This window comes from Wohlfahrtiimonas chitiniclastica, assembly GCF_002252325.1.
Lineage (GTDB): Bacteria > Pseudomonadota > Gammaproteobacteria > Cardiobacteriales > Wohlfahrtiimonadaceae > Wohlfahrtiimonas > Wohlfahrtiimonas chitiniclastica.
The window spans coordinates 136,298-158,383 of record NZ_NEFL01000003.1; the positions used below are offsets into that span (position 1 = coordinate 136,298).

The 22,086-nt window shown below is 45.3% G+C and carries 17 protein-coding genes; 7 read left to right on the forward strand and 10 right to left on the reverse strand.

Going from position 1 to position 22,086, the window contains the following annotated elements; all coding sequences use genetic code 11:
* The first annotated feature begins 2 nt into the window (after positions 1-2).
* From fabD to B9T10_RS08310, 6 genes are all read left to right on the forward strand, one after another.
* Complete coding sequence (gene fabD / locus B9T10_RS08285; protein WP_094538252.1) at positions 3-947, forward strand: ACP S-malonyltransferase; 945 nt, start codon at positions 3-5, stop codon at positions 945-947.
* Positions 934-1,509 carry an inner membrane-spanning protein YciB gene (locus B9T10_RS08290; protein WP_094538253.1) on the forward strand — a complete coding sequence of 192 codons (576 nt, stop codon included), beginning with the start codon at positions 934-936 and terminating at the stop codon, positions 1,507-1,509. The genes fabD and B9T10_RS08290 overlap by 14 nt, the downstream gene beginning before the upstream one ends.
* 2 nt (positions 1,510-1,511) lie before the next feature.
* Positions 1,512-1,781 carry a BolA family protein gene (locus B9T10_RS08295; RefSeq protein ID WP_018122810.1) on the forward strand — a complete coding sequence of 90 codons (270 nt, stop codon included), beginning with the start codon at positions 1,512-1,514 and terminating at the stop codon, positions 1,779-1,781.
* A 10-nt stretch (positions 1,782-1,791) separates the two neighbouring features.
* The gene (locus tag B9T10_RS08300) at positions 1,792-2,616 is read left to right on the forward strand and encodes a peptidylprolyl isomerase (protein ID WP_008315558.1); all 825 of its coding nucleotides are present in this window, start codon (positions 1,792-1,794) and stop codon (positions 2,614-2,616) included.
* A gap of 79 nt (positions 2,617-2,695) precedes the next feature.
* A complete protein-coding gene (gene sohB, locus B9T10_RS08305) occupies positions 2,696-3,694 on the forward strand; it encodes a protease SohB (protein ID WP_094538254.1) in 999 nt (332 codons plus the stop codon).
* 1 nt (position 3,695) lies between these two features.
* On the forward strand, positions 3,696-5,858 hold the full coding sequence (locus B9T10_RS08310; protein ID WP_094538255.1) for a primosomal protein N': 2,163 nt from the start codon (positions 3,696-3,698) through the stop codon (positions 5,856-5,858).
* On the opposite strand, the gene B9T10_RS08315 is transcribed toward B9T10_RS08310, so the two are convergent.
* Complete coding sequence (locus tag B9T10_RS08315) at positions 5,855-6,370, reverse strand: Slp family lipoprotein (protein WP_018122806.1); 516 nt, start codon at positions 6,368-6,370, stop codon at positions 5,855-5,857. The two genes, B9T10_RS08310 and B9T10_RS08315, sit on opposite strands and share 4 nt — an antisense overlap.
* Positions 6,371-6,613: 243 nt before the next feature.
* On the opposite strand from B9T10_RS08315, the gene B9T10_RS08320 reads away from it, so the two are divergent.
* On the forward strand, positions 6,614-7,078 hold the full coding sequence (locus B9T10_RS08320; protein WP_094538256.1) for a DUF1294 domain-containing protein: 465 nt from the start codon (positions 6,614-6,616) through the stop codon (positions 7,076-7,078).
* Here B9T10_RS08320 and B9T10_RS08325 read toward each other — a convergent pair whose 3' ends face one another.
* The 9 genes from B9T10_RS08325 to mrcB all read right to left on the reverse strand — a co-directional run bounded on the left by B9T10_RS08325 (position 7,079) and on the right by mrcB (position 22,012).
* Entirely contained in the window at positions 7,079-7,822 is a 744-nt protein-coding gene (locus B9T10_RS08325; protein WP_094489052.1) for a type III pantothenate kinase, read from the reverse strand.
* On the reverse strand, positions 7,815-8,774 hold the full coding sequence (locus B9T10_RS08330; RefSeq protein WP_094489053.1) for a biotin--[acetyl-CoA-carboxylase] ligase: 960 nt from the start codon (positions 8,772-8,774) through the stop codon (positions 7,815-7,817). Before B9T10_RS08330 ends, B9T10_RS08325 begins: the two co-directional genes overlap by 8 nt.
* A 190-nt stretch (positions 8,775-8,964) precedes the next feature.
* Positions 8,965-10,167: an amino acid aminotransferase gene (locus B9T10_RS08335; protein WP_008315549.1), complete on the reverse strand. Its 1,203-nt coding sequence runs from the start codon at positions 10,165-10,167 to the stop codon at positions 8,965-8,967.
* A gap of 33 nt (positions 10,168-10,200) precedes the next feature.
* Entirely contained in the window at positions 10,201-12,006 is a 1,806-nt protein-coding gene (locus B9T10_RS08340) for an SLC13 family permease (RefSeq protein ID WP_008315548.1), read from the reverse strand.
* 8 nt (positions 12,007-12,014) lie between these two features.
* Positions 12,015-14,096 carry a polyphosphate kinase 1 gene (gene ppk1, locus B9T10_RS08345; protein WP_246782184.1) on the reverse strand — a complete coding sequence of 694 codons (2,082 nt, stop codon included), beginning with the start codon at positions 14,094-14,096 and terminating at the stop codon, positions 12,015-12,017.
* Positions 14,097-14,145: 49 nt separating this feature from the next.
* On the reverse strand, positions 14,146-15,558 hold the full coding sequence (locus B9T10_RS08350) for a DUF4139 domain-containing protein (RefSeq protein ID WP_094538258.1): 1,413 nt from the start codon (positions 15,556-15,558) through the stop codon (positions 14,146-14,148).
* Between the two features lie 105 nt (positions 15,559-15,663).
* Complete coding sequence (locus tag B9T10_RS08355; protein ID WP_094538259.1) at positions 15,664-18,519, reverse strand: Rne/Rng family ribonuclease; 2,856 nt, start codon at positions 18,517-18,519, stop codon at positions 15,664-15,666.
* Positions 18,520-18,776: 257 nt separating this feature from the next.
* On the reverse strand, positions 18,777-19,523 hold the full coding sequence (locus B9T10_RS08360; protein ID WP_018122797.1) for a tetratricopeptide repeat protein: 747 nt from the start codon (positions 19,521-19,523) through the stop codon (positions 18,777-18,779).
* Between the two features lie 110 nt (positions 19,524-19,633).
* Positions 19,634-22,012, reverse strand: coding sequence for a penicillin-binding protein 1B (gene mrcB / locus B9T10_RS08365; RefSeq protein ID WP_246534783.1), 2,379 nt, complete (start codon positions 22,010-22,012; stop codon positions 19,634-19,636).
* Positions 22,013-22,086: the final 74 nt, after the last annotated feature.

The following is a 22,086-nucleotide window of genomic DNA, read 5'->3' on the forward strand; positions in this document are numbered from 1 at the left end:
TTATGATTCAAAATGATTTGGCTTTTATTTTTCCAGGACAAGGCTCACAAACAGAAGGCATGCTCAGTGATGTGAAAGATCATCCTGTGGTGGCTGCAACGTTAGCAGAAGCAAACGAAGCATTGGGCTTTGATTTAAGCACCATTATTTTGGAAGGCTCAAAAGAAGAATTGAGCAAAACTGTGATCACGCAACCGGCCATTTTAACGGTGAGCATTGCATTGTGGCGCTTGTGGTGTGAATCCACTGAGATTCGTCCACAATTTTTAGCCGGTCACAGCTTAGGTGAATACTCAGCGATGGTGGCGGCAGGCGTTTTATCGTTTAAAGATGCCGTGCAATTGGTGTCTAAACGTGCATCATATATGCAAGAAGCCGTGCAACCAGGTGAAGGCGCAATGGCTGCGATTTTAGGCATGGATGATGCTGCAGTGGTGGCCTTGTGTGAAGAAGCGGCCCATGGCGATGTTTTATCTGCTGTGAATTTTAACTCACCGGGTCAAGTGGTGATTGCAGGTACAGCTGCTGCGGTTGAGCGCGCAAGTGTTTTGGCCAAAGAAAAAGGCGCACGCAAAGCGATGCCATTGCCGGTGTCTGTGCCTTCTCATTGTATGCTGATGAAACCTGCGGCAGATCGTTTAGCTGTGGATATGGCAGCATTGACTTTTAATGCACCAAGCATTGCAGTTTTGCACAATGTCGACGTACAAAGCCACACAGAGGCACAAACCATTAAAACATGCTTAATTGAGCAGTTATATCAACCGGTGCGCTGGACAGAAACCATCGAAGCGATGGCCAAAGCTGGCGTGACGCGTTTAGTTGAATGTGGCCCAGGTAAAGTATTAACAGGCTTAAATAAGCGCATTGATAAGGGGCTCACCTCTTATAACATTGACAGTGAAGCAACATTGAATGAGGTTGTAGAGAATTTTGCGTCGAATTAATATTCCACAAATTGCCCTCGGTGCAACATCGGTTGCATTTTTAGCAGCATTCTTTTTTGGTGGTAAAGATTTAATCTTTGCCACGAAAGTTCTACTCATCAGCGCAATTGTTGCTGCCGCAGCTTGCGTTGTGTGTTATCGTCAAACGAACATGAAAACTTGGGGCATGCTGATCAGCTTGTTATTGTTTTCAGGTTTGACGGTCTATTTTGACAATGAAGCCTTCATTAAATGGCGGCCAACGGTGATCAATGCAGTGCTCTGTATTGCTTTGTTGGTGATGTATTTTTCTAAAACGATGCCATTTAAATACTTTTTTGCCAAGCATTTAGAGCTCAATATTCCTGATCATGTTTGGCTCAAACAAAACTTGATTTGGATGACCTATTTCTTCATCAGCGGGCTCATTAACACTGCATTGGTGGTGATGAATGTGTCAAATGAAGGTTGGGTGCTCTACAAAACCGTGATTGGCCCAATTTTAGCCACAATTTTCTCATTGGTGATGATCGGTTATCTTTACCGTGAGAACAAAAAACACAATCGAGCAAAGGAGTCATAAGCATGAATGTTCAAAGAGTTGAGCGCATTGAAGCGTTACTTCGTGAAAATTTATCCCCAGAGTTCCTTGAAATTGAGGATGATAGCCACCATCATGCAGGACATGCCGGCGCACAAAATGGTGCAGGCCATTTCTCTGTGAAGATCTGTTCGCGTGCATTTATTGGGCAAACCCCCATCAAACGTCACAGAATGGTCTATGCAGCGTTAGCGTCAATGATGGACAGCGACATCCACGCATTGAGTATTGATGCAACCGTTCCGACAGAATAAGGACATGATTATGAAAAAAACATTGATTAGTGCAGCATTGGTAATGAGCAGTTTTGTAGGCGCAAGTTTTGCCCAAACATTTGAAGTGCCAGATCCTGTGGCGATTGTTGATGGTAAGCCTTTGTCTAAAGCAGCGTTTCAAGCAGCCATTGAACCGGTTGTGGGTACGGATGATTTATCTTTTTTACAAAACTCACAACAGCTCAATGACTTGATTGCACAATATGCATTGCAAGAAAAATTGGCCGCTAAAGCGAAAAAAGAGCAGTTAGATGAAACCCCTGAGTATAAAAAATTCATCGAACATGCAGAGCGTTTAGGTTTATCCCAAGCGTATTTGAAAAAAACATTAGACAGCATTCAGATCTCAGATGATGAAGTGAAAGCTGAATATGACAAACAAGTCAAAGCCCTTGATAAAAATGAGTATCGCGCGGCGCACATTTTAGTGGATTCAAAAGAAGAAGCCGATAAAGTGCTTGCTGAGTTAAAAGCGAAGAAAAAACCTTTGTCTTTTGCAGAGGCTGCGAAGAAATACTCAAAAGATCCCGGATCAAAAGCAAATGGCGGTGAACTTGGTTGGTTCCGTGCACAAGTAATGGTGCCTGAGTTTGGTGAAGCGTTACAAACCATGAAGCCAGGTGAGGTGTCAGCTGAACCTGTGAAAACACAGTTTGGTTACCACATCATCAATTTAGAAGAAGTGCGTGAAACCCCTGTAGCCACTTTAGATGAGTCTAAAGATCGCATCAAAGAATCCCTCACAGAGCAAAAGCTTCGTGATAAAATTGAAGCGATTCAGCAAAAAATTAAAATCGAGTATAAAGCGCAATAAGCATTGCTTGAGTCAATGACACCAAAAAGCCTGAATCCTTGATTTGGGCTTTTTTATTGAATAACACAAGGAGCAGCGAGTGGATTTTTTAGCCAACTATTTTTTATTTTTCCTAAAGCTCACCACCATTGTTGTGGCATTGGTGATGATTTTGATTGTGCTTAAAAGTGGCCGTGATTTAAAAAAGAAAAAAGGGGAGATTCAGTTTGATGATCTCTCAGATGCTTTTGAAGAATTAAAAGCATCTTATCAAGATTTGATTGAGGATGAAGCGGCAGAGGATGCACAAAAGCCACAGAAAAAATGGTGGCAGTTTTGGAAAAAATCGCAAGAAACGGCCGACTCTGAGAAAAAAACACAACCTAAACTTTTTGTGATCGATTTTGATGGCGATACCGCTGCACACGCTGCACAAAACTTAAAGCAAGAAGTGAATGCCGTGCTCAGTGTGGCAAAAGCTGAGGATGAAGTGTTGGTGCGTTTGACAAGCCCAGGTGGCGTTGTTAATGGTTATGGTTTAGCCGCAGCGCAGCTTGAACGCTTTTCAGCCAAACAACTCAATTTAACGGTTGCGGTGGATGAAGTGGCAGCCAGTGGCGGCTATTTAATGGCATGTGTGGCGGATCGTATTGTGGCGGCGCCTTTTGCCATCATCGGTTCGATTGGCGTTGTGGCGCAGTTGCCAAATTTCCATCGCTTATTGGAAAAATACAACATTGATTATGAGCAATTCACTGCCGGTAAATATAAACGCACCGTTACGATGTTTGGTGAAAACACAGAAGAAGGGCGCGAGAAGTTCAAAGAAGAGCTTGAAGATGTGCATGTGATTTTCAAAGAATATGTGGCCAAGCATCGCCCACAAGTGGACATCGAAAAGATCGCCACCGGAGAGCATTGGCTCGGTTCTCAAGCATTGAATTTAAACCTTGTGGATGCGTTGCAAACCAGTGATGATTATTTATTGTCGAAATTGACAGATTTTCGCGTGATTCATGTGGCGTATGTGGAGCGTAAAAGCCTACGCAGCGGCATGTTGAAGATGTTGGCGAAATTACAATCGCGCTTTTCGTACTGATATGATTGTTCAAGTTGCGGTGCCATGCCCGCTGTATTCGCTCTTTGATTATGAAATGGCGGTGGAAACTGCCCCGATTGGTCATCGTGTGAATGTGCCCTTTGGTCCACGGCGCGTGGTGGGCATTGTGGTGGGCACGGTTGAAAAAAGCGAATATGATCGGCTCAAAACGGCAGAATGTTTGGATGAATCTGCCGCGTTTACCGAGGATTTATTGCGCCTTGGGCAGTGGATTGCCAACTATTATCATGCGCCCATTGGGCTTGTGTACCGCATGATGTTGCCGCAAAAGCTCCGTAAGCTTGAGCCCTATCAGCGCAGCGCCGTGACGCTTCTCACACTCAGCGAGCAGTATCAAACGTGGATGGCGAATAATGCAGGCAAAACTGCAAAAGTGACGCTGTTAGAAACACTCAGTCCTGTGGTGCCCATTGAACGCACAGCGTTTTTTAAAGCCCACAGTACACTTAAATCCCATGAGAAATTGTTGTTAGATGAAGGCATCATCATTCATCAATCGGCGTATGCGCCAGCGGTGGATCATTCAAATCATGCCTTTCCGCAATTGCCATATGTGCTTAATGCTGAGCAGCAAACGGCCGTCGATGCATTACAGCTGAAACAATTTTCCACCACGGTATTAGAAGGCGTGACGGGCTCAGGGAAAACGGCTGTTTATTTAGAATGGGTGAAAAAAGTTTTAGCCGCAGGGCAGCAGGTGCTGATTTTAGTGCCAGAAATTGGCCTAACGCCGCAATTCATTGAGCGCGTGGAACGCATTTTAAACATTCCGTTTGTGGTGGTGCATTCTGAGGTCAATGAAACGCAAAAAATGGCAGCGTGGGAAGCAGCGCGTCATCATACGGTGCCTTTGGTGATTGGTACGCGCTCAGCGCTCTTTACGCCGTTTGATGATTTAGGGCTCATCATCATTGATGAAGAGCATGATGGCTCTTATCGTCAGCGCGATACGGTGCGTTATTCTGCTCATGATGCTGCCATTACACGCGCTCATTTTTTAAAGATTCCCATTGTGCTCGGTTCAGCGACACCCATTTTAGAAACGGTGAATAATGTGGCACGCGGACGTTATCAGCATCTATCCTTAGCTTCGCGAGCAAAAGGTGCACCGCCAAAATGGTCAGTTGTGGACATGAATGAAGCGATGGTGATGGATGGCTTATCCTCTGAGTTGTTAGATGCCATTGAAGAGACATTAGCGCGCAAAGAGCAGGTGATCATTTATATCAATCGTCGTGGTTATTCGCCCGTGTTGATGTGTGAATCCTGCGGTTGGGTGCCAGAGTGTACGGCATGCCAATACCGTTTGACGGTGTACCGAAAATCCCATAGTTTGCGCTGCCATCATTGTGGGCACCGTGAACGTTTACCACAAACGTGTCCATCGTGTGACAGCCATCTGTTAAAAATGATGGGGCAAGGCACGGAGCGCATTGAAAAAGCATTGTCTGATGCATTTCCGCAAGCGAATGTGGTGCGCTTTGATCGTGATCAGCTGCGCACAAAAAATGCCTTTGCGGCGGCTGTGAATGATGTGATCGATGGCACAGCAGACATCATCATCGGCACGCAAATGATTGCGAAAGGTCATGACTTTGCCAAAGTGACCTTGGTGGGCATGCTGGATATTGATGGCATTTTGTATTCGTCTGACTTTCGTGCAGAAGAGAAATTGGCGCAAACGTTAATGCAAGTCTCAGGCAGAGCAGGGCGCGATGTGTCTCATGGTCGCGTGATGATTCAAACCCATTTTCCCGATCATGCCCTGTTTACAGAGCTTGCGAAAGTGGGGTATGGAAAATTTGCCAAAACTCTATTGGCGCAGCGTGAAGACTTTGAGTTTCCACCTTTTGCCCATCAAGCATTGTTTCAGGTGGAAGGGGTGAATGAAGCCGAAACATTGCGGCGCTTTGAAGCATTGGTGGCATTCATTGAAGGGCAAAACTGCCCCATCACCATCACGCCCGTTTATCCGAATGCTTTGTCAAAACGGCAGAATTTTTATCGTTTTTATGTGGTGCTGCAAAGTGCGGATCGCCGAGTGCTGCATCAATGGATTGATTATGTGATGGCGGTGGCGGCTCAGCAGTTGCCCAGCCACATTCGCCATTTTTGTGAGATTGATCCGTGGGATTTTGATTAATTGTACCAAGGGCGATAATAGCGCGGCCCAAAACGAGGACCCCAAAGCCAAGGATCATCATCCCAAGGCTCAAAGCGTTGATTGGTCCATGTGCGGTAATCATCGGCGGTCATCTCGACAATTGTCATCGGGTTGCCAGCAATGTCTAGTGATTGCACTTCTTTAACAGGGCCAAGTGCTGCTAAGCGATCACCAATCGTGAGATCATAAAAGTTGATTTGAACGGACATTGGAATGTTCACAAAAATGCGTGCATTTTGTTGATTGGTGCCGGCTTCTGGGTAACCTGAAGCATTGATGTGCCGTGCCACAAGCTCAATTTGTCGCTTCGCGCGATCAATGGTGACGATCTGTCCGCCAAGATAAGCCATTTGTCCGATCACCTCTTTTTTCGGGAGATCAGCGATCGCCTCATAACGCAGTGCATTGCTTGCATTTGCTTGATTGACCAGGAAATTTGAAGCACAGCCTTGTAAGAGTAATAGGGTTGCGATGAGCCAATATTTTTTCATGATGTCACCTTAAGGTTAATGCATGTGATGATTCATCATAGCAAATTTATGCAAAAAACGGCGTCAATGGTATAGTGATGCGTTTAAAATTCTAACAATCATGCACAAATTATGAGCAACGAACCATCAAACCACACAAATAGAAGACCATACAATCAACGCTCAAATCGCACAACTTATGGGCAAAATAGACACGCTTCGCCACCAGTAAAGCCTAAACGCTTGCTGAGCAATGCATTAAAAATGATTTATTATCTTTGTGCATTCGCTGTGACAAGCGCAGGCGTTTACACCTTTTATGTTCAATATGGCATCAGATGGCTACCGATTGTGTATGGCATTGCGAGCGTCATTACGCTGATTTTATACGCAAAAGATAAGAAAGCAGCCCGCACAGAGCAATGGCGCGTGGCAGAAAACACGCTGCATCTTTTTGAGTTATTAGGTGGTTGGGTGACAGCATTTTGGGCGCAATGGTTTTATCGCCATAAAACTCGCAAGGTGAGTTATCAAGTGGTGTTTTGGGGCATTGTGACATTGCATTTACTGTTTTGGTCAGACGTTTTATTCTTTAAAATGCAAGGCATTCAAACCATCGTGGAATTTGTGAATCTCAATTTGCCGGAAAATTTACGTGTGTGGGAAAAGCAACCGGTGCAAGGTTATGAATTTTCGATGCCTAATGGCACGATTGAATGGGCGAAGTGATCACGCCTCTTCAAAGCGTACTAAACCTTCGAGCACTAAATGCTTGTGGACATAAAACTGCGTATTTGGTGGCAATACAGGCGTCAGAATGGATTTGAGCCATTCTGCGCGGCCACCGGATAAAATGATCGCCTCGATGTGAGGCAGTGTTTGATACAGCGCGAGCACTGAACCGACAATCGCGTAATGAATGCCTGAAGAGATGCATAAGCTTGTATTGTGCCCTAATTCACTGGTGTAGGGTAAATCTGTAATGTCGCGAATGGCTGTGTCTTTAATGAGGGCATCACGCAGGGATTTAATGCCAGGCAAAATCATGCCGCCTTCAAATTCTCCTTCAGCGGTTAAATGATCCACCGTTAGGGCGGTGCCCAGATCAATCACCAAAGAAGATTTGTGATAGAGATCCCAAGCGGCAATGAGGGCCAGCCAGCGATCCACGCCAAGTGCTTTCGGCTCATAATAAGTATTCGTAACGCCAAGGGCAGAGGCTTGTGATGTTGCAATCACAGGCTCTAAATCCGTATTTTCTTTGAGAATTTCCACAAGCAGATGCAGGCGCTCTTTTTGCGTGACGGAGGCAATTTTAATGTTGTCTGGCTTAGGATACGCTTCAAAAAGCTGCGGAATGAACGTCGGCAGCGCCGCATAATCTAAAAATTGATGATCCGATAACCCATTTGCCTCATCATATAAGGCGAATTTAATGCAAGTGTTACCACAATCAAACAGAAATTTAGGCATAGGCACGCAGCGAAAGCTCTCCGGAAAAATAGTGCGAAACAGTATCATCTTCATGTTGAATCAGAAGCGCACCGTTATCTGCAATGCCCACTTCTGTCCCAATAATTTCGCGCAGTGGAGAGAACAGGCGCACTTTTTGATGATACAGGGCGCTGTTGTGATTCCATTGCTCAACGATATTGGGCACATTGAAGGACTCATAATCATCTCTGAGTTTAGAGATGATCTCAATAAAATCAACAATAATTTGGTTACGGTCTAAAGAGTGACCAAGCACTTCATAAATGGAAGTGGGGCGATTTTGTGTCACGCTGTCATCGGCCAGCGGTAAGTTATTGAGGCCAATGCCAATGATCATCTCCACATCGTGCTCTGATCTTGCGTGCGTTTCGATCAAAATCCCCGCCAATTTTGCGCCATCGACCCAAATGTCATTCGGCCATTTGATTTTCGCGGGCACATTTTGGCGCTGTAAATATTCCACCAATTGAATGCCAAGGGCAGGGCTAAAGCTTGTGAGATTGGCAAGGGCTTGGGCTTTAAATTGGATGCGCATCGAAAAATAGAGATTGCGCGCTAAAGGCGAAATCCACACTTTGCCATTGCGACCGCGACCTTGCGATTGCATCTCGCTGACCATCACCAGTGATTGATTGAGGGGTGCTTTAGCGATCTCTTCATTGGTGGAACCGACATCTAACAGCACAATGACATCGTCAATGGTGCCAGAAGGCAAACGGCTTAAAATCGCATCACGATTTAAAGGAATGTAGGGAAAACGCGCTTTATAACCTTGTCGGCCAATGGTTTCAACAAGGTGGCTACTTTTGAGCTCATTGATGGCTTTCCAAATGGCTTGGCGCGTCACATTAAAGCGCTGCGCTAAGGCTTCGCCACTGTGTAATTCGCCGGTTTGAAGCAAGTAAAAGAGTTCTTTTGCAAGTGGGGACATAAATTTTTCTACAGTCAATAAAAGAAAAAAGTGCCAACAAGCACTTTTCTCTGTGTCACTACATCTGTCTTAGCTGAAGAAAACTACAGAAAAAACAGCGATATAACCAACAATACATAGCGTCCAAATAATGGTAAGAGGTAATTGGTTTTCAATAAATTTCATCATACATCCTCCGATGCCATAAGCGTTATAAAACTTTGATAATAGCATGCGCTGCTAATGTTATATTATACTCGTTTAAGGCGGCAATACAAATTCTGCCCGTATCTAAGATGTATAGACCTTCTTCGCTGCGCAGCTTTTCTGCTTGCGCTTTTGTTAAGCCTGAATAGCTGAACATGCCTTGCTGGGCTTTAATGAAGCTGAAATCTTTTTTCGTTTGACCTTGATTGAGCAGTGCCACAAATTTTTCACGCATGGCGTGAATGCGTTGGCGCATTTCGCTCAGTTCATCAAACCATTCTTGGCGAAGGGTCGGATTGCTCAATACGTGACCCACGATTGCCGCACCAAATGCAGGTGGAGATGAGTAGTTTGCACGCACCATTTTTTTCAATTGTGAGGTGACGCGCACTTGCTCATCGCTTGATGTGGTCACCACAGACAATGCACCAACGCGCTCGCCATATAAGGAGAAGGATTTAGAAAATGAGTTGGCGATCAATACAGGTAAACCTGCATTGGTCATGATGTGGATCGCTTTGGCATCTTCTTCAACGCCTTTGGCAAAACCTTGATATGCCATGTCTAAAAATGGAATCAACTCTTTTTCTTTGATGAGCTGGGCAAGCGCTGTCCATTGTGCTTCATTTAAATCTGCACCGGTTGGGTTATGGCAACATGCATGTAAAATTAAGATGTCATTTTTTGGCAATGTTTTGCAGTAATCCACCATGGCTTCAAAATTCACGCCGCCTGTGGCTTCATCAAAATAAGGGTAAGCTTTAACCGTAAAACCTGCCCCTTTAAAGATGGCTTTATGGTTGTCCCACGTTGGGTCAGACACATGCACCGTTGGCAATTTGTCTTTAAACAATTGGCTTAAGAAATCTGCGCCCACTTTTAATGCACCGGTGCCCCCTAATGTTTGCACAGTGGCTAAGCGGTTTTCTGCAATCACAGAATGATGCTCTTGAAACAACAAACGCTGAACAGATAAGTTATACGTTTGTAAACCATGCATTGGCAAATAGATGTGTGGTTTTTCTTCTGCAAAAAGCGCCGCTTGGGCTTTTTTCACCACATTAAGCACTGGCACTTTTCCATTTTCATCGGCATAAATACCAATGGTGAGGTTAATTTTATCCTCGCGTGGATCTTGTTTGAATTTTTCCACCAATCCTAAAATAGGATCATCCGGTGCCAATACAACATCATTGAAAACGCTCATATCGATTTCCTTATTAATAAACATCGTGAGATTTTACGAAAGCGGCCACACCCACAATAATGTTGGTGTAACGGTGATAAGAATTAATATATCTAAAATTAAGCCAACACGCCAATAATCGCCAAATTGATAACCGGCAGGCCCCATCACTAAGGTGTTTGAGTGATGGCCAATCGGTGTATTAAAGGTGCAAGAGCTTGCAATGGCAATGCCCATCAAATAAGCATCGGGATTGTGGCCAAGCTGTTGAGAAACGCCATAGGCAATCGGACACATGATCATTGCGGCGGCTGAGTTGTTGATGATGTCCGTCATCGCTAAGGTGATGACTAAAATGGCACCTAAAATGAAAATGTCCGGTAGATCACCAATCAAACCCACCAATTTTGCGGCCAAGATTTCTGTGGCACCCGTTTGTTGAAGGGCAGCGCCCACCGTAATGAAACAGCCCAGCAGCATGATTAAAGGACCTTCTTGGCTGCGGTACACATCGCGAATGGGTAAAAGTTTGAAGATCACCAGTAAAAAGACCGCCAATGGAAAGCTGATTTGTGGCGGCAATGTTTGTGTGGCCACCAAAATGATGGAAGCTGTGAAGATGAGCAAAGTTGGCATTAAGCGGTAAGAGGCTTTGAGGCTAATGTCACGTTCAGCGAGCGGAAAACAGCCTAAATAACGCAAGGTGTCTGGCAATTCATCGGCATGACCTTGCACTAACAGTACATCGCCCACTTTTAATGTGATGCGGCTAAAGCGTTTACGGATGTTTTCCCCTTGACGGGCAACGCCAATGACATTGAGGCCATATTTTTCTCTAAACTGAAGGTCGGATAAGGTGTGATCCGCCATGCGCGAACCAGGGTTGATCACCACTTCAAGCACTTCTAATTTATCGTGGGGAATGTTTTTATTGGCGCTGCTGCGTGTGAGATTGAGCCCTGTTAATAACTCTAATTGCTTGAGTTCTTCAGGTTGCCCTTCAAGCAATAATGTGTCGTTGGCGCGAATCAACTCTTCTTGGCTTGGGGCGATGATGCGGCGCGCGCCACGAATGATCACCACCACTTTGACGGTATTTTCAGAAATTTCCTCTAAATCCGCCACCGTTTGATCGGCAATTTTATTGCCTTGTTCCACTTTTGCTTCGAGGAGATAATTATCCGTGGTGAATTTATTGTGGGCGCTTTCTGAACGGCGATTGGGAATCAAACGCCAGCCAAATGCAGCTAAATAGATGAGCCCCACAATGGTGATCACGATGCCTGTGGGCGCAAAGTCAAACATGCTAAAGGCTTTTAACCCGATGGATTCACGATAGTTTGAGACAATGAGGTTAGGCGGTGTTCCGATCACTGTGATTGTACCGCCTAACAGGGAGGCAAATGCCATGGGCATCAATACCTTAGCCGGTGAAATGTCATAGCGCTGACACAGCTGAATGGCAATTGGCATGATGAGGGCAAGCGCCCCAACGTCATTCATAAAGGCAGAGAAAAATGCCACAAGCCCAGCCAATGTCAGAATCAGCATCGATGGGCTGCTTGAAAAATAGCTCAATCGCTTTGATAGATGATAGGTGATACCCGTTTTACCAATGGCATGGCTGAGCACCAAAACAGAAGCAACAGAAATCACCGCAGGATGGCTAAAGCCTTTAAAAGCATCCGGAATTTGCACAATGCCCAAAATGACAAGTGCGAGCAGGGCGCCAAGGGCCACAAAATCATAACGAATGCGCCCGGATAAAAAGGCTAAAAATGCCAAAATGAGCACCGTCAAAGCGGCCAACTGATCATTGGTCAAATAGGGAATAAGCTGTACATGGAGATAATTGAGCATCGCAAATCCTAACGTAGACGTTTTTGTATCAAACGATGTTGTAATGAGGTCTGTGGATCAATGGTGACGGCTTGATGATAGTGACCGGTTTCACCATCTAAACACCAGGCACTTTGATCCTCTAAGCACCACAATAACCCTTCTTCAATCAATTGTTCACGAATCACTTTATCAAAAACGGGCACCGCAATCTCTATGCGACGAAAGAAATTGCGATTCATCCAATCGGCACTGGAAATATAAGTGTGATCTTTGCCGCCATGATAAAAATAATACACGCGAGAATGTTCTAAAAAGCGCCCGACAATGGAGCGCACGCGAATGTTTTCAGAAAGCCCAGGAATGCCAGGTTTTAAGGCACATGCGCCACGCACAATCAGATCAATTTCAACGCCCACTTGTGAGGCATTGTAAAGGGCAGTGATGACAATCGGTTCCATCAACGCATTCATGCGCGCCACAATGCGCCCTTTGCGGCCAGCTTTGACTTCATTCATTTCAAATTCGATCTCTTCGAGTAAGCGATCAATGAAGTTAAAAGGCGATTGCCACACGGTTTTGAGTTTCGGGATTTTCGCAAGGCTCGAGAGGTTTAAAAAAATCTCTGAGATGCTTGCGGTGATCTCTTTATTTGAGGTCAATAAGCTGAAATCTGTGTATAAGCGCGCATTGCCTTGATGATAATTACCTGTGCCTACGTGTGCATAACGGCGCAGATAATTTTCACCTTTATGATTTTTCTGTTCACGGATCACAAGTAGCATTTTTGCATGCGTTTTATAGCCAAACACGCCATAGACAATTTTAACGCCGGCTTCTTCTAAGCGCGATGCCCACGATAAATTGGTGGCTTCATCAAAACGCGCCATCAATTCCACCACCACATTGACCTCTTTACCAAGACGGGCGGCACGCACCAATAATTCCATCAATTCAGAATCATCCCCTGTACGATACACTGTCATGCGAATGACGCGCACATTAGGATCTTCAGAGGCTTCGCGTAAAAAATCTACCACTGGTAAAAATCGATCATAAGGATGGTGGAGTAAGATGTCTTGACGGTCAATTTCGCTAAAGGCATCGCGGCGCTTTTCCCAACGACCCGGCATGTGGCGTTCAATGGGCTCAAAGACTAAATGTGGTTTTTTATCAATGTAATCGAGCACATTATAGATTTGGGAAAAATCAAAATAATGGGGCAGTGCATAGAGATCTTCAGGCGCTAAACCAAACTCTTTGAGCAATAGATGCTTTAAGTGAGCCGGGCAACTGTCATCAATCTCTAAACGCACCGCATGCCCAAAGCCACGCTGCTTTAACTCACCACGCAGTGCTTGATGTAAATTGGTCAGCTCTTCTTTATCAATGTATAAATGGCTGTTGCGGGTGGCTCTGAATTGATAGAGTCCAAGGATCTCAAGCCCTGGAAAAATGTCCGACACAAATGCCGCCATCACGGATTGGATGGTGGTCAATTGCGTGGCGCCATCTTCGGAGGGCAGCTCAATGATGTGGGGTAAATTCTCAGGAATGGGCAAAATGGCAGTGTCAATGTTGCGGCCATAAGCATCCACGCCTTTAAGATCCACAATGAAATTTAAGGATTTATTGGTGATGTGTGGAAACGGATGCGCCAAATCCAGGGCAATGGGCGTAAACACAGGCAGCATGTTTTGCATGAATAGATGATACAGCCACTCATGTTGTGCATCGCTCCACTGATTTTCATCAAGCAAGGTAATGTGCTCATGCGCCAATAAGGGCAGTAAATCATCAAAAAAGAGTCGATGTTGATCTTTGGTGATGCGAAGGGCATATTGCTGAATACTTAAGCGCCATTCGTGTGCCGATTGATTTTCCACGCGGTCAAGCCCTGATTGAATCTGCTCTTGCATGTTCGCCATGCGCACTTCAAAAAATTCATCGATGTTTGAGGCCACAATGGCGATGAATTTTAAGCGTTCTAACAGTGGCAGTTGTGGATTTTTCGCCTGTGCAAGCACGCGTTCTTGGAATGCAAGAATCGAGCGCTCCCGATTGATGAGCGGCACAGAATGCGGTGTGAGCATGCTAAGAGAAGTATCCACAACGACCTACTTATGATGAGTTAAAGAACAACGCATTATAATAACTGACCTATTGCGTCACTTGCAATGTATAGGTGAGGGCTTGTTGTGCTTTTGCAGGCACGATGATCTGCCAATTTGCTTGATCACTGCCTTGCGTTGTCACGGCGATGGATGATGCTGTCACTTGCCAAGTATTAAAGGGAATAAAATCGCTGTAATCGACGGTCACGGCTTCATCTTTGGCATTGTTAAACACCACTTCATAGCTGTATTGCGTGGTCTCTTTACTAATCTTGGTAACCTTGGTGCGTTTTTTCGTTAAAGAGACATCAAAAGCTTGTCCCGTGGCCACTTTAAACACCTCATTTTCTGCCGTGTGCTGAATGCTGTCTTCACCCACTAACAATGCATTGCCAGATTGATCATTTTTATACATGCGGAGGATGCCTTTAGGCAAAGGCATGCCTAAATGGTTCTCTTGGCTGTTTTTAAAGCGGTAAAGGATGCTCGCTTTTAAGTTTTGTCCTTCAGCGGTGGTGGCATCAAAATATTGATTGAATTGATACATTTTTTGTACGGGCACGTGGCTGGCATTTAACAGCGCCACTTGCTTGGTTTGCTGATTGTTTAAGTCCGTTTTAAAAGGGATTTTATAGAGATGATAATCACTGAACGCTTCGCTTTCGGGCATCGTGTCCATCTCCATCATGGCAACAGGCATGGCAGATTTATACATCGGGCGCACCATGTTTTGTTGCACTTGATGGATGTCACCGGCCACCAATTGTAGATGGGCGTTTTTAAAGCTGGTGCCACTTTGATTGTTTAATGTGATGAGCCCTGAGAGATCCACAAAGGTTTCATCCGGTGACAGCGTTGCTGTGTAATCCGCACGCCAACTGAATCCACCACTTAAATAGCTGAGTTGCACTGTGTTATTGCCGGCGCGTTCACTGTTGAGCACCATGGATAAAGTGGGGTGGCTGCGTAAATTTGTGGGCAGGGACGAGAAGGCAAAATTGTCTAAATTGCCCACTTCGATGCGATCGGTAAATTGTACGATCGGTTGGCCATTGTTGGATAAAAGGGTTGCTTGTTCACGAGTGGTTTGACCAGTTTGTGGGTCGCGGGTGATCACTTCAATGGTTTGCCCAACGCTTTTGTCTAATAAAGTTTGTGGGGAGAGCAAATCATAATCAAAGTTTTGTTCGATCACGTTAAAAGGCATGTCAGATAGTGAGGTTAAGTGTGCAGTTTCTGGGCGAATGTGTGCTGAGACATGTTGCATTTCTAAGCGATTGAGGCCGCTTGTCATGGGAACGGTGCGTGTATCATTGATTAAAGCGAGTGCATCATTATAAATGGTGATGGAAAGCGCTTCTCGTTGCTGATCTTGACTGATGATCACGGAAGAATCAGCGAATGCTGAGGTGGACAATAAAACCATTGCGGCAAGTGGGGCAGACTTCAATCGACTCATGATGCACTCCTTAAATGGATAATAGTGGGTTGATTATACCTGTACAAACAAAGAAAAAGCACAGGAACTGTGCTTTTTCTCAAAGATTAATGGCGTGTGATGACCCTATTTTTTCTCAGGGGCATCATCTTCCACGATGATCTTAAAGCGGCTCTCTTCAGGTTCACTTTTTGGAATCACGACGGTTAAATCTTCTTCAACGCTGAGGGTGGCTTTAGGTGCAGCAGGTGCTGTGACCACTTCATCTTCCACCACGATTGTGGGTTCAATCACGTCTGCGACTTCTTTTTCTTCAGGCGCAGTTTTTTCTTCTGGTGTGTCCACAATGGTGTGTTGAATCACAATTTCTGGCTCAACTTCAGCCGTGGCTGTGACATTGGTGGCTTCAACGCTTGGCGTGTGCTCAATGATGATTTCTTCCACAGCTTCTGTAGCAGTTTCTACCGCAGCGTCCACTTTTGCTTCCACTTGATCAACCACTTCCGTCACGTGGTCAGAGACCGTTTGAATGGCTTCAACCACGGTTGCGACAGGTTCTGCTTCGATCACCGCTTCAACCGCAGCTTCAACTTTAGCGGGTACAGCTTCAATCACAGTTTCAGCCACAGCATCGGCGACAACAATCACTTCAGGCTTTGCAGCTTTCGGTGCTGTTTCTGCTTTTGGTGCTGGCGCTGCATCTACTGGCGTCACGGCTTCAGGTGCAGCCTCTTCAACACGAGGACGACCCTTACGCACGCGGCGCTTACGGGTTTCGCCATTGACTTCAACTTCTACAAATTCAGGACGTGGCGTGCGTTCTTGTTTCACCGCATCATTGCCTTTGTCTTGCTTGTTGTTTCTGTCTGTGCGTTCAGCACGTGGGGCACGCTCTTGCTTTGCAGGCTTTTCTGAAGTATCAGGTGCATCATTTTTTACGTCAGTTTTTGCATCACCTGTGTTTTGGTTGTTGCGATTGCGTGAGCGGCGATTGCGAGATTTAGGCGCTTCACCATTGTCACGGTTTTCACGTGGTTCGCGATTCTCACGCGTTTCATTGGTGTTGCGTTTCTCTTTTGTCTCAGCTTTATCGGCAGGCTTGTCACCATTTTTTCCAGAAAAATCAGGGCGATCTTCCGTAATGCGCGTCACTGTAGCAATCTCATTGTGCTCAGGGGCATTTGCACGCGTTGTCACACGGCGATTGCTCTTGCGGCGCGGATTGGTGCGTTGGCGCTGTTTAGGTTGCTCACTGCGTTTAACCGTCTCTTTTTTCGCTTCTTCAGGATGACTGAGTAAGGATTTTAACCAATCCACAATCATCTGCCAAAGGGTGGGTTGCGCTTCAACCGGCTTTTCAACCACAGGTGGCGGCGTTGCTGGCACCATGTTGCTCACCACAGGGATATTCTTTTGTGGCTTTGCAGGGTTGTATGCTTGATTGACAAGCGCTTCGTTCGATGGTTGCTCAATGATGCTGTGCTCATTGCTCACTTTGTTGTTCAACAATGCTTGATCTGAACGATGGCGTGAGATTTCAAAATGAGGCGTTTCTAAGTTTTGATTTGGAATCATCACAATGCGTACATTGAGGCGATTTTCGATGCTTGACACATCTTCGCGTTTTTCATTCAACAAGAAGATGGACACATCCACTGGCAATTGCACGATGATTTCGCTGGTGCGCTCTTTTAAAGCTTCTTCTTCAATGAGGCGAAGCACTTCTAAGGCCAATGATTTGATGTTACGAATTGTACCGTGACCCGAACAGCGTGGGCACACAATGTGTGTGGTTTCATCTAACGATGGACGAAGACGCTGACGAGACATTTCTAATAAACCAAAGCGTGAAATGTGCCCGGTTTGAATGCGTGCACGGTCTAAGGATAAGGCTTCATGGAATGTGCGTTCCACTTGGCGTTGATGATCTGACTCGAGCATGTCGATAAAGTCGATGACCACTAAACCACCTAAGTCACGCAATTTCAATTGACGAGCAATCTCTTCTGCGGCTTCTAAGTTGGTGTTTAATGCGGTTTCTTCAATGTCAGCTCCGCGGGTTGCACGGCCTGAGTTGATGTCAATGGAGATCAAGGCTTCTGTATAGTCGATGACCAAAGCACCGCCGGATGGCAATTTCACTTCACGTTGATACGCAGATTGAATTTGGTTTTCAATCTGATAACGGGTGAACAATGGAATTTGATCTTCATAGAGTTTAATTTTTGGGCGAATTTGTGGCATGGTTCTGCTCACAAACAGTGCCGCTTCTTCAAAAATCTCTTTGTTGTCGATCAAGATTTCACCGATGTCATTGCGATAGTAATCGCGTAGGGCACGGATGATGATGTTGCTCTCTTGATAGATCAAAAACGGGGCTTTCTCTTCAGAGGCAGTTTTAATCGAACCCCATAAGGTTAAGAGGTAATCTAAGTCCCATTGTAACTCTTCGGCTGTGCGGCCAAGACCAGCGGTGCGCACGATGACGCCCATCTCTTCAGGAATGGTTAAGTGGCTCATCGCTTCACGAATGGCCACGCGCTCTTGCCCTTCAATGCGACGCGAAACACCGCCCGCTTTAGGGTTATTTGGCATTAAGACTAAGTAGCGACCAGCTAATGTAATGAATGTGGTTAAAGCTGCGCCTTTATTGCCACGCTCTTCTTTTTCCACTTGGATGATCACTTCCATGCCTTCTTTTAAGGCTTCTTTGATGGAAGGCTTAGAGAGACTTTTTGCCTCTTCTGTATAGTATTCTTTGGACACTTCTTTGAAAGATAAAAAGCCGTGACGCTCTGCACCATAGTCCACAAAACAGGCTTCTAATGAAGGTTCAATGCGGGTGATGACGCCTTTATAAATGTTGGCTTTTTTCTGAATGTTCGTTGCGTTTTCAATGTCTAAATCGTATAAGCGTTGGCCATCCACTAACGCGACGCGCGTCTCTTCGGGTTGGCTCGCATTAATTAACATGCGTTTCATTCTCTTCTCCAGGCCTTTGCAATGAGCATCACAGAGATCACTCTATAATTCTCAATAATATAATGTACGCCATCATTTATTAATATGGTTAGTGATGCACGCAGTGATTGATATTAGTGCTGTCATGTCTCTTGTCGTGGCCAAATTTTTTAAATTCTGAAAAATGCACACCATTTTTTGAGCACAGCTCAACCCATCCATCACAAAGGATGGATAGGCAATGATGTGTGAAATTTGTGAGTGATCATTCAAAAGATTTATTGAGCGTTTCTCATCGCTTCTTGAGCACCTGCGGTATCTCCTTTTGCTTGACGAGCAGAAGAGATGACGCGCCAATTCTTATTGACTAAATCTTGATTACCTTTAGCAAAGCTGATGGACTTGTTTGCTAACTGTTCAGATTGTTCATATTTTCCTTGGTGCAGGCGAATCTGTGCTAAATCGTACCAAATACTTGCGTTGTTTGGTTCTAATCTAACAGCACGATTCAATGCAGTGGCAGCTCTTTCTAATTGGTTGGCTTTAACAGCTGAATTTGCCTCATCTAAGAGAGATTGCACCGCATTGTTTTGATTCTGTGACGGTTTGTACGTTCCTTTATCTGCCGATGCAGTGGTTGTGCTCTGGCCAGGAATCATCGGCGCATTTGGCGCGTAGGTTGGCTGTTGAGTGGTTGTGGGTTTTGGTGCAGAAACGGGTGCTTGCGCTGTATTTGGAAAGACAGGGGCTTGCGGCGCGTTCGGCGCTTTAGGGGTTTCTACAGGGAAGCCTGAGGATTGATCCATCGGGTACGATGGGAAGCGCACTTCATTGGTACCGCCATAAGGTGTGGCTTGTGCAGCGGGTGCACTGCCATCATCTAAAGGAATGCCGCTAGGAATGGCGCCAGACGTTGAAGATGCCGGTTGGTTAGGTAACGGGCGAACACGCGCACCACCATCGGTGCGAGAGGTACAGCCACTGATGACAATAAGCGCTAATATTAGAAAGGTGGTAGTTCTCACTATATTTTCCTATATAACGATGTTTTAAATTGGGTTAGATCTCAAAAATCAGAACCGCTAATTTATCACAAATTCAGCAAAACGAGTAGCTGCATTATTGCGGATATCCACTATTGAAAATCATCAAAGTTGAATTCGCCAAATGCATCATCGAAGTTAAAATCAGTGTCCGGTGGATAAAAATCACAATCCCCAGGATACGTAGGTTGATAGCCACGAATGAAAGGTAATGTCATGGTTTTCATATCAGGGCAAGCATAATTCGGTGGCGGTAAGCCCGTTGCCGTATTGATGCGCACATTGACAATGTCTTTAGGTGGGGTGTTTGAAATGTCCTCTAAAATGAGGTTTTTCATGGCAGCAGCCCAAACAGGCAAGCCACCTGTGGCGCCACCAACGCGGCCAACAGGTGTGTTGTCATCTTTCCCAACCCACGCAACGGCTGTACGATCACCCGAGAAACCTGCAAACCATGCATCGCGGTAGTTGTTTGTCGTCCCTGTTTTACCTGCCACGCGTGCTTTGATGCCAGCGCGGCGTAAACCACCGCCTGTGCCTGCATCCACAACATTTTGCATTGCGCGTGTGATGAGGTAGTTCGGTCCTGGGAAAATGGCTTGTTTCGGTGCCACTAAGTTTTGTGCCAGCACCGTGCCATCTGTTTGTGTCACTTCACGGATCGCTTTTAATGGAATGTAATAACCATCATTAGCAATCGTTGAGTACATTTGCGTCACATCAAACACCGTGATGTCAATGGCGCCAAGCAAGGTTGATGGCACCGCAGGGAAGTTGTATTCAGTCGGATTTAAACCTAAGCGATATAACGTATCAATCACGCTATCAACGCCCACATCTAACCCTAAACGAATGGTGGGGATGTTGTATGATTTTGCCAAGGCTGTGATGAGTGGAATCCAGCCATGCAAACGGCGATCATAGTTTTTCGGTGACCATTTTTTGCCGCCTGAGTTCATCTCAAAAGGTGTTTCATCGTCTAACAATGTGGCTAAAGAAAAACGCTGAGGCTCTTCTAACGCGCGCAGATAAATGAAGGGTTTAATGAGTGAACCAATTTGACGTTTAGCGCTCAATGCACGGTTAAAGCCAGCTTGACGCACTTGGCGATCCCCCACTAAAGCTTCCACTTCGCCAGTATTGTTTTGCGCGATGATGATGGCGGCTTGAATGTTTTTTACGCCGCGCGTTTTTTCAATCACGGGCAATGTATCAATCACTGCTTTTTCTGCATAGGTTTGCACAATCGGATCAAGCGTGGTGAAGACTTTTAAGCCTTCAGTGGTTAAATCTTCACTGGCATATAACTCTTTGAGCTGGCGGGTCACTAAATCCACAAAGGCAGGATATTTTGTGATGCCAGAAGAGGGCGCTTGTTCTAACACATCAAGCGGCTCTTGCTTTAAGGCTTCCACTTCTGCTTCTGAGAGAAGATTTTGTTTGGCCATCACATCTAACACTAAGTTGCGGCGTTTCAGGGCAAGTTTAGGGTTCTTGCGTGGATTATACGCCGAAGGGCTTGGAATCACGCCCACTAATGTGGCAATGTTGTTGATGCTGAGTTCTGTGACGGGTTTACCAAAGAAAAATTCGCTCGCAAGCCCAAAGCCATGAATGGCGCGTGCACCATCTTGACCTAAATAAATCTCGTTCATATACGCTTCAAGCACATCATCTTTCGGATAGCGCCAGTCGATGATGAGGGCATAAAACATCTCTTGAATTTTACGCTCATATGTTTGCGCGGGCGTTAAGAAATAGTTTTTGATGAGCTGTTGGGTTAATGTTGAGCCGCCTTGTTCTTTGCGTCCCGCCTTCATGTTCGCAACCATCGCACGAATGATGGCTTTAGGATTGACGCCCATGTGATCGTAAAACTGGCGATCTTCCATCGCAAGTAACGTATCCACCAATAATTGAGGGATTTCTTCGCGCTTTAATAAAATACGATCTTCATTGTGGGCAGGATAAATGGAGGCAATGTGTAAAGGTTCCACGCGAATCAAGTCAATTTTCTTGGCTTGATCTTCTTGGTTGCTCTTTAAATCTTTGACGGTGTTGCCCGCAATCGTCACTTGAATTTTTTGTGCAGGATCGTGTTGATCGCTGTAAGTAAACTCACGCAAGTAGATATTGATGGTGCCATCTTTATCGTTATATGTGCCAGGTTGATTGAGCTGGGCGGTCTTTTTGTAATGGAGCATTTCAAGCTCAAGCAATAGATCCGCTTTTTTAATGGGTTTACCCACATACAACTCTAAAGGACGTGCATAAACACGCGCAGGAATCGACCAACTGCGATCCTCAAATTGTGTGCCCAATTCTTGATTGGTTTTGATGAGATAGTAAAAGAAAATGGGGATCATTAAAAATGCACCACCCACGATCATATAAATGACAAGGCGCAAGAAATAACGCAGGGCTGCGTTGATCCTTGATCCAACTGTTCTTTTCTTGAGCGTTAATTTCATGATAAAAGTATGAAGTAGTTTAAGGAGTTTTGCTGTGAATAATTGCTTGCTATACTAGACGAAGTTTAAGGTGA

Bases quoted from the DNA above. Each gene is read 5' to 3' on its own strand.
- B9T10_RS08300 (WP_008315558.1), top strand. From the start codon at position 1,792: ATGAAAAAAACATTGATTAGTGCAGCATTGGTAATGAGCAGTTTTGTA.
- B9T10_RS08335 (WP_008315549.1), bottom strand. From the start codon at position 10,167: ATGAGCGTTTTCAATGATGTTGTATTGGCACCGGATGATCCTATTTTA.
- B9T10_RS08330 (WP_094489053.1), bottom strand. From the start codon at position 8,774: ATGTCCCCACTTGCAAAAGAACTCTTTTACTTGCTTCAAACCGGCGAA.
- B9T10_RS08355 (WP_094538259.1), bottom strand. From the start codon at position 18,519: ATGAAACGCATGTTAATTAATGCGAGCCAACCCGAAGAGACGCGCGTC.
- B9T10_RS08325 (WP_094489052.1), bottom strand. From the start codon at position 7,822: ATGCCTAAATTTCTGTTTGATTGTGGTAACACTTGCATTAAATTCGCC.
- B9T10_RS08310 (WP_094538255.1), top strand. From the start codon at position 3,696: ATGATTGTTCAAGTTGCGGTGCCATGCCCGCTGTATTCGCTCTTTGAT.
- B9T10_RS08320 (WP_094538256.1), top strand. From the start codon at position 6,614: ATGATTTATTATCTTTGTGCATTCGCTGTGACAAGCGCAGGCGTTTAC.
- B9T10_RS08340 (WP_008315548.1), bottom strand. From the start codon at position 12,006: ATGCTCAATTATCTCCATGTACAGCTTATTCCCTATTTGACCAATGAT.
- mrcB (WP_246534783.1), bottom strand. From the start codon at position 22,012: ATGAAATTAACGCTCAAGAAAAGAACAGTTGGATCAAGGATCAACGCA.
- B9T10_RS08295 (WP_018122810.1), top strand. From the start codon at position 1,512: ATGAATGTTCAAAGAGTTGAGCGCATTGAAGCGTTACTTCGTGAAAAT.
- B9T10_RS08315 (WP_018122806.1), bottom strand. From the start codon at position 6,370: ATGAAAAAATATTGGCTCATCGCAACCCTATTACTCTTACAAGGCTGT.
- B9T10_RS08350 (WP_094538258.1), bottom strand. From the start codon at position 15,558: ATGAGTCGATTGAAGTCTGCCCCACTTGCCGCAATGGTTTTATTGTCC.
- fabD (WP_094538252.1), top strand. From the start codon at position 3: ATGATTCAAAATGATTTGGCTTTTATTTTTCCAGGACAAGGCTCACAA.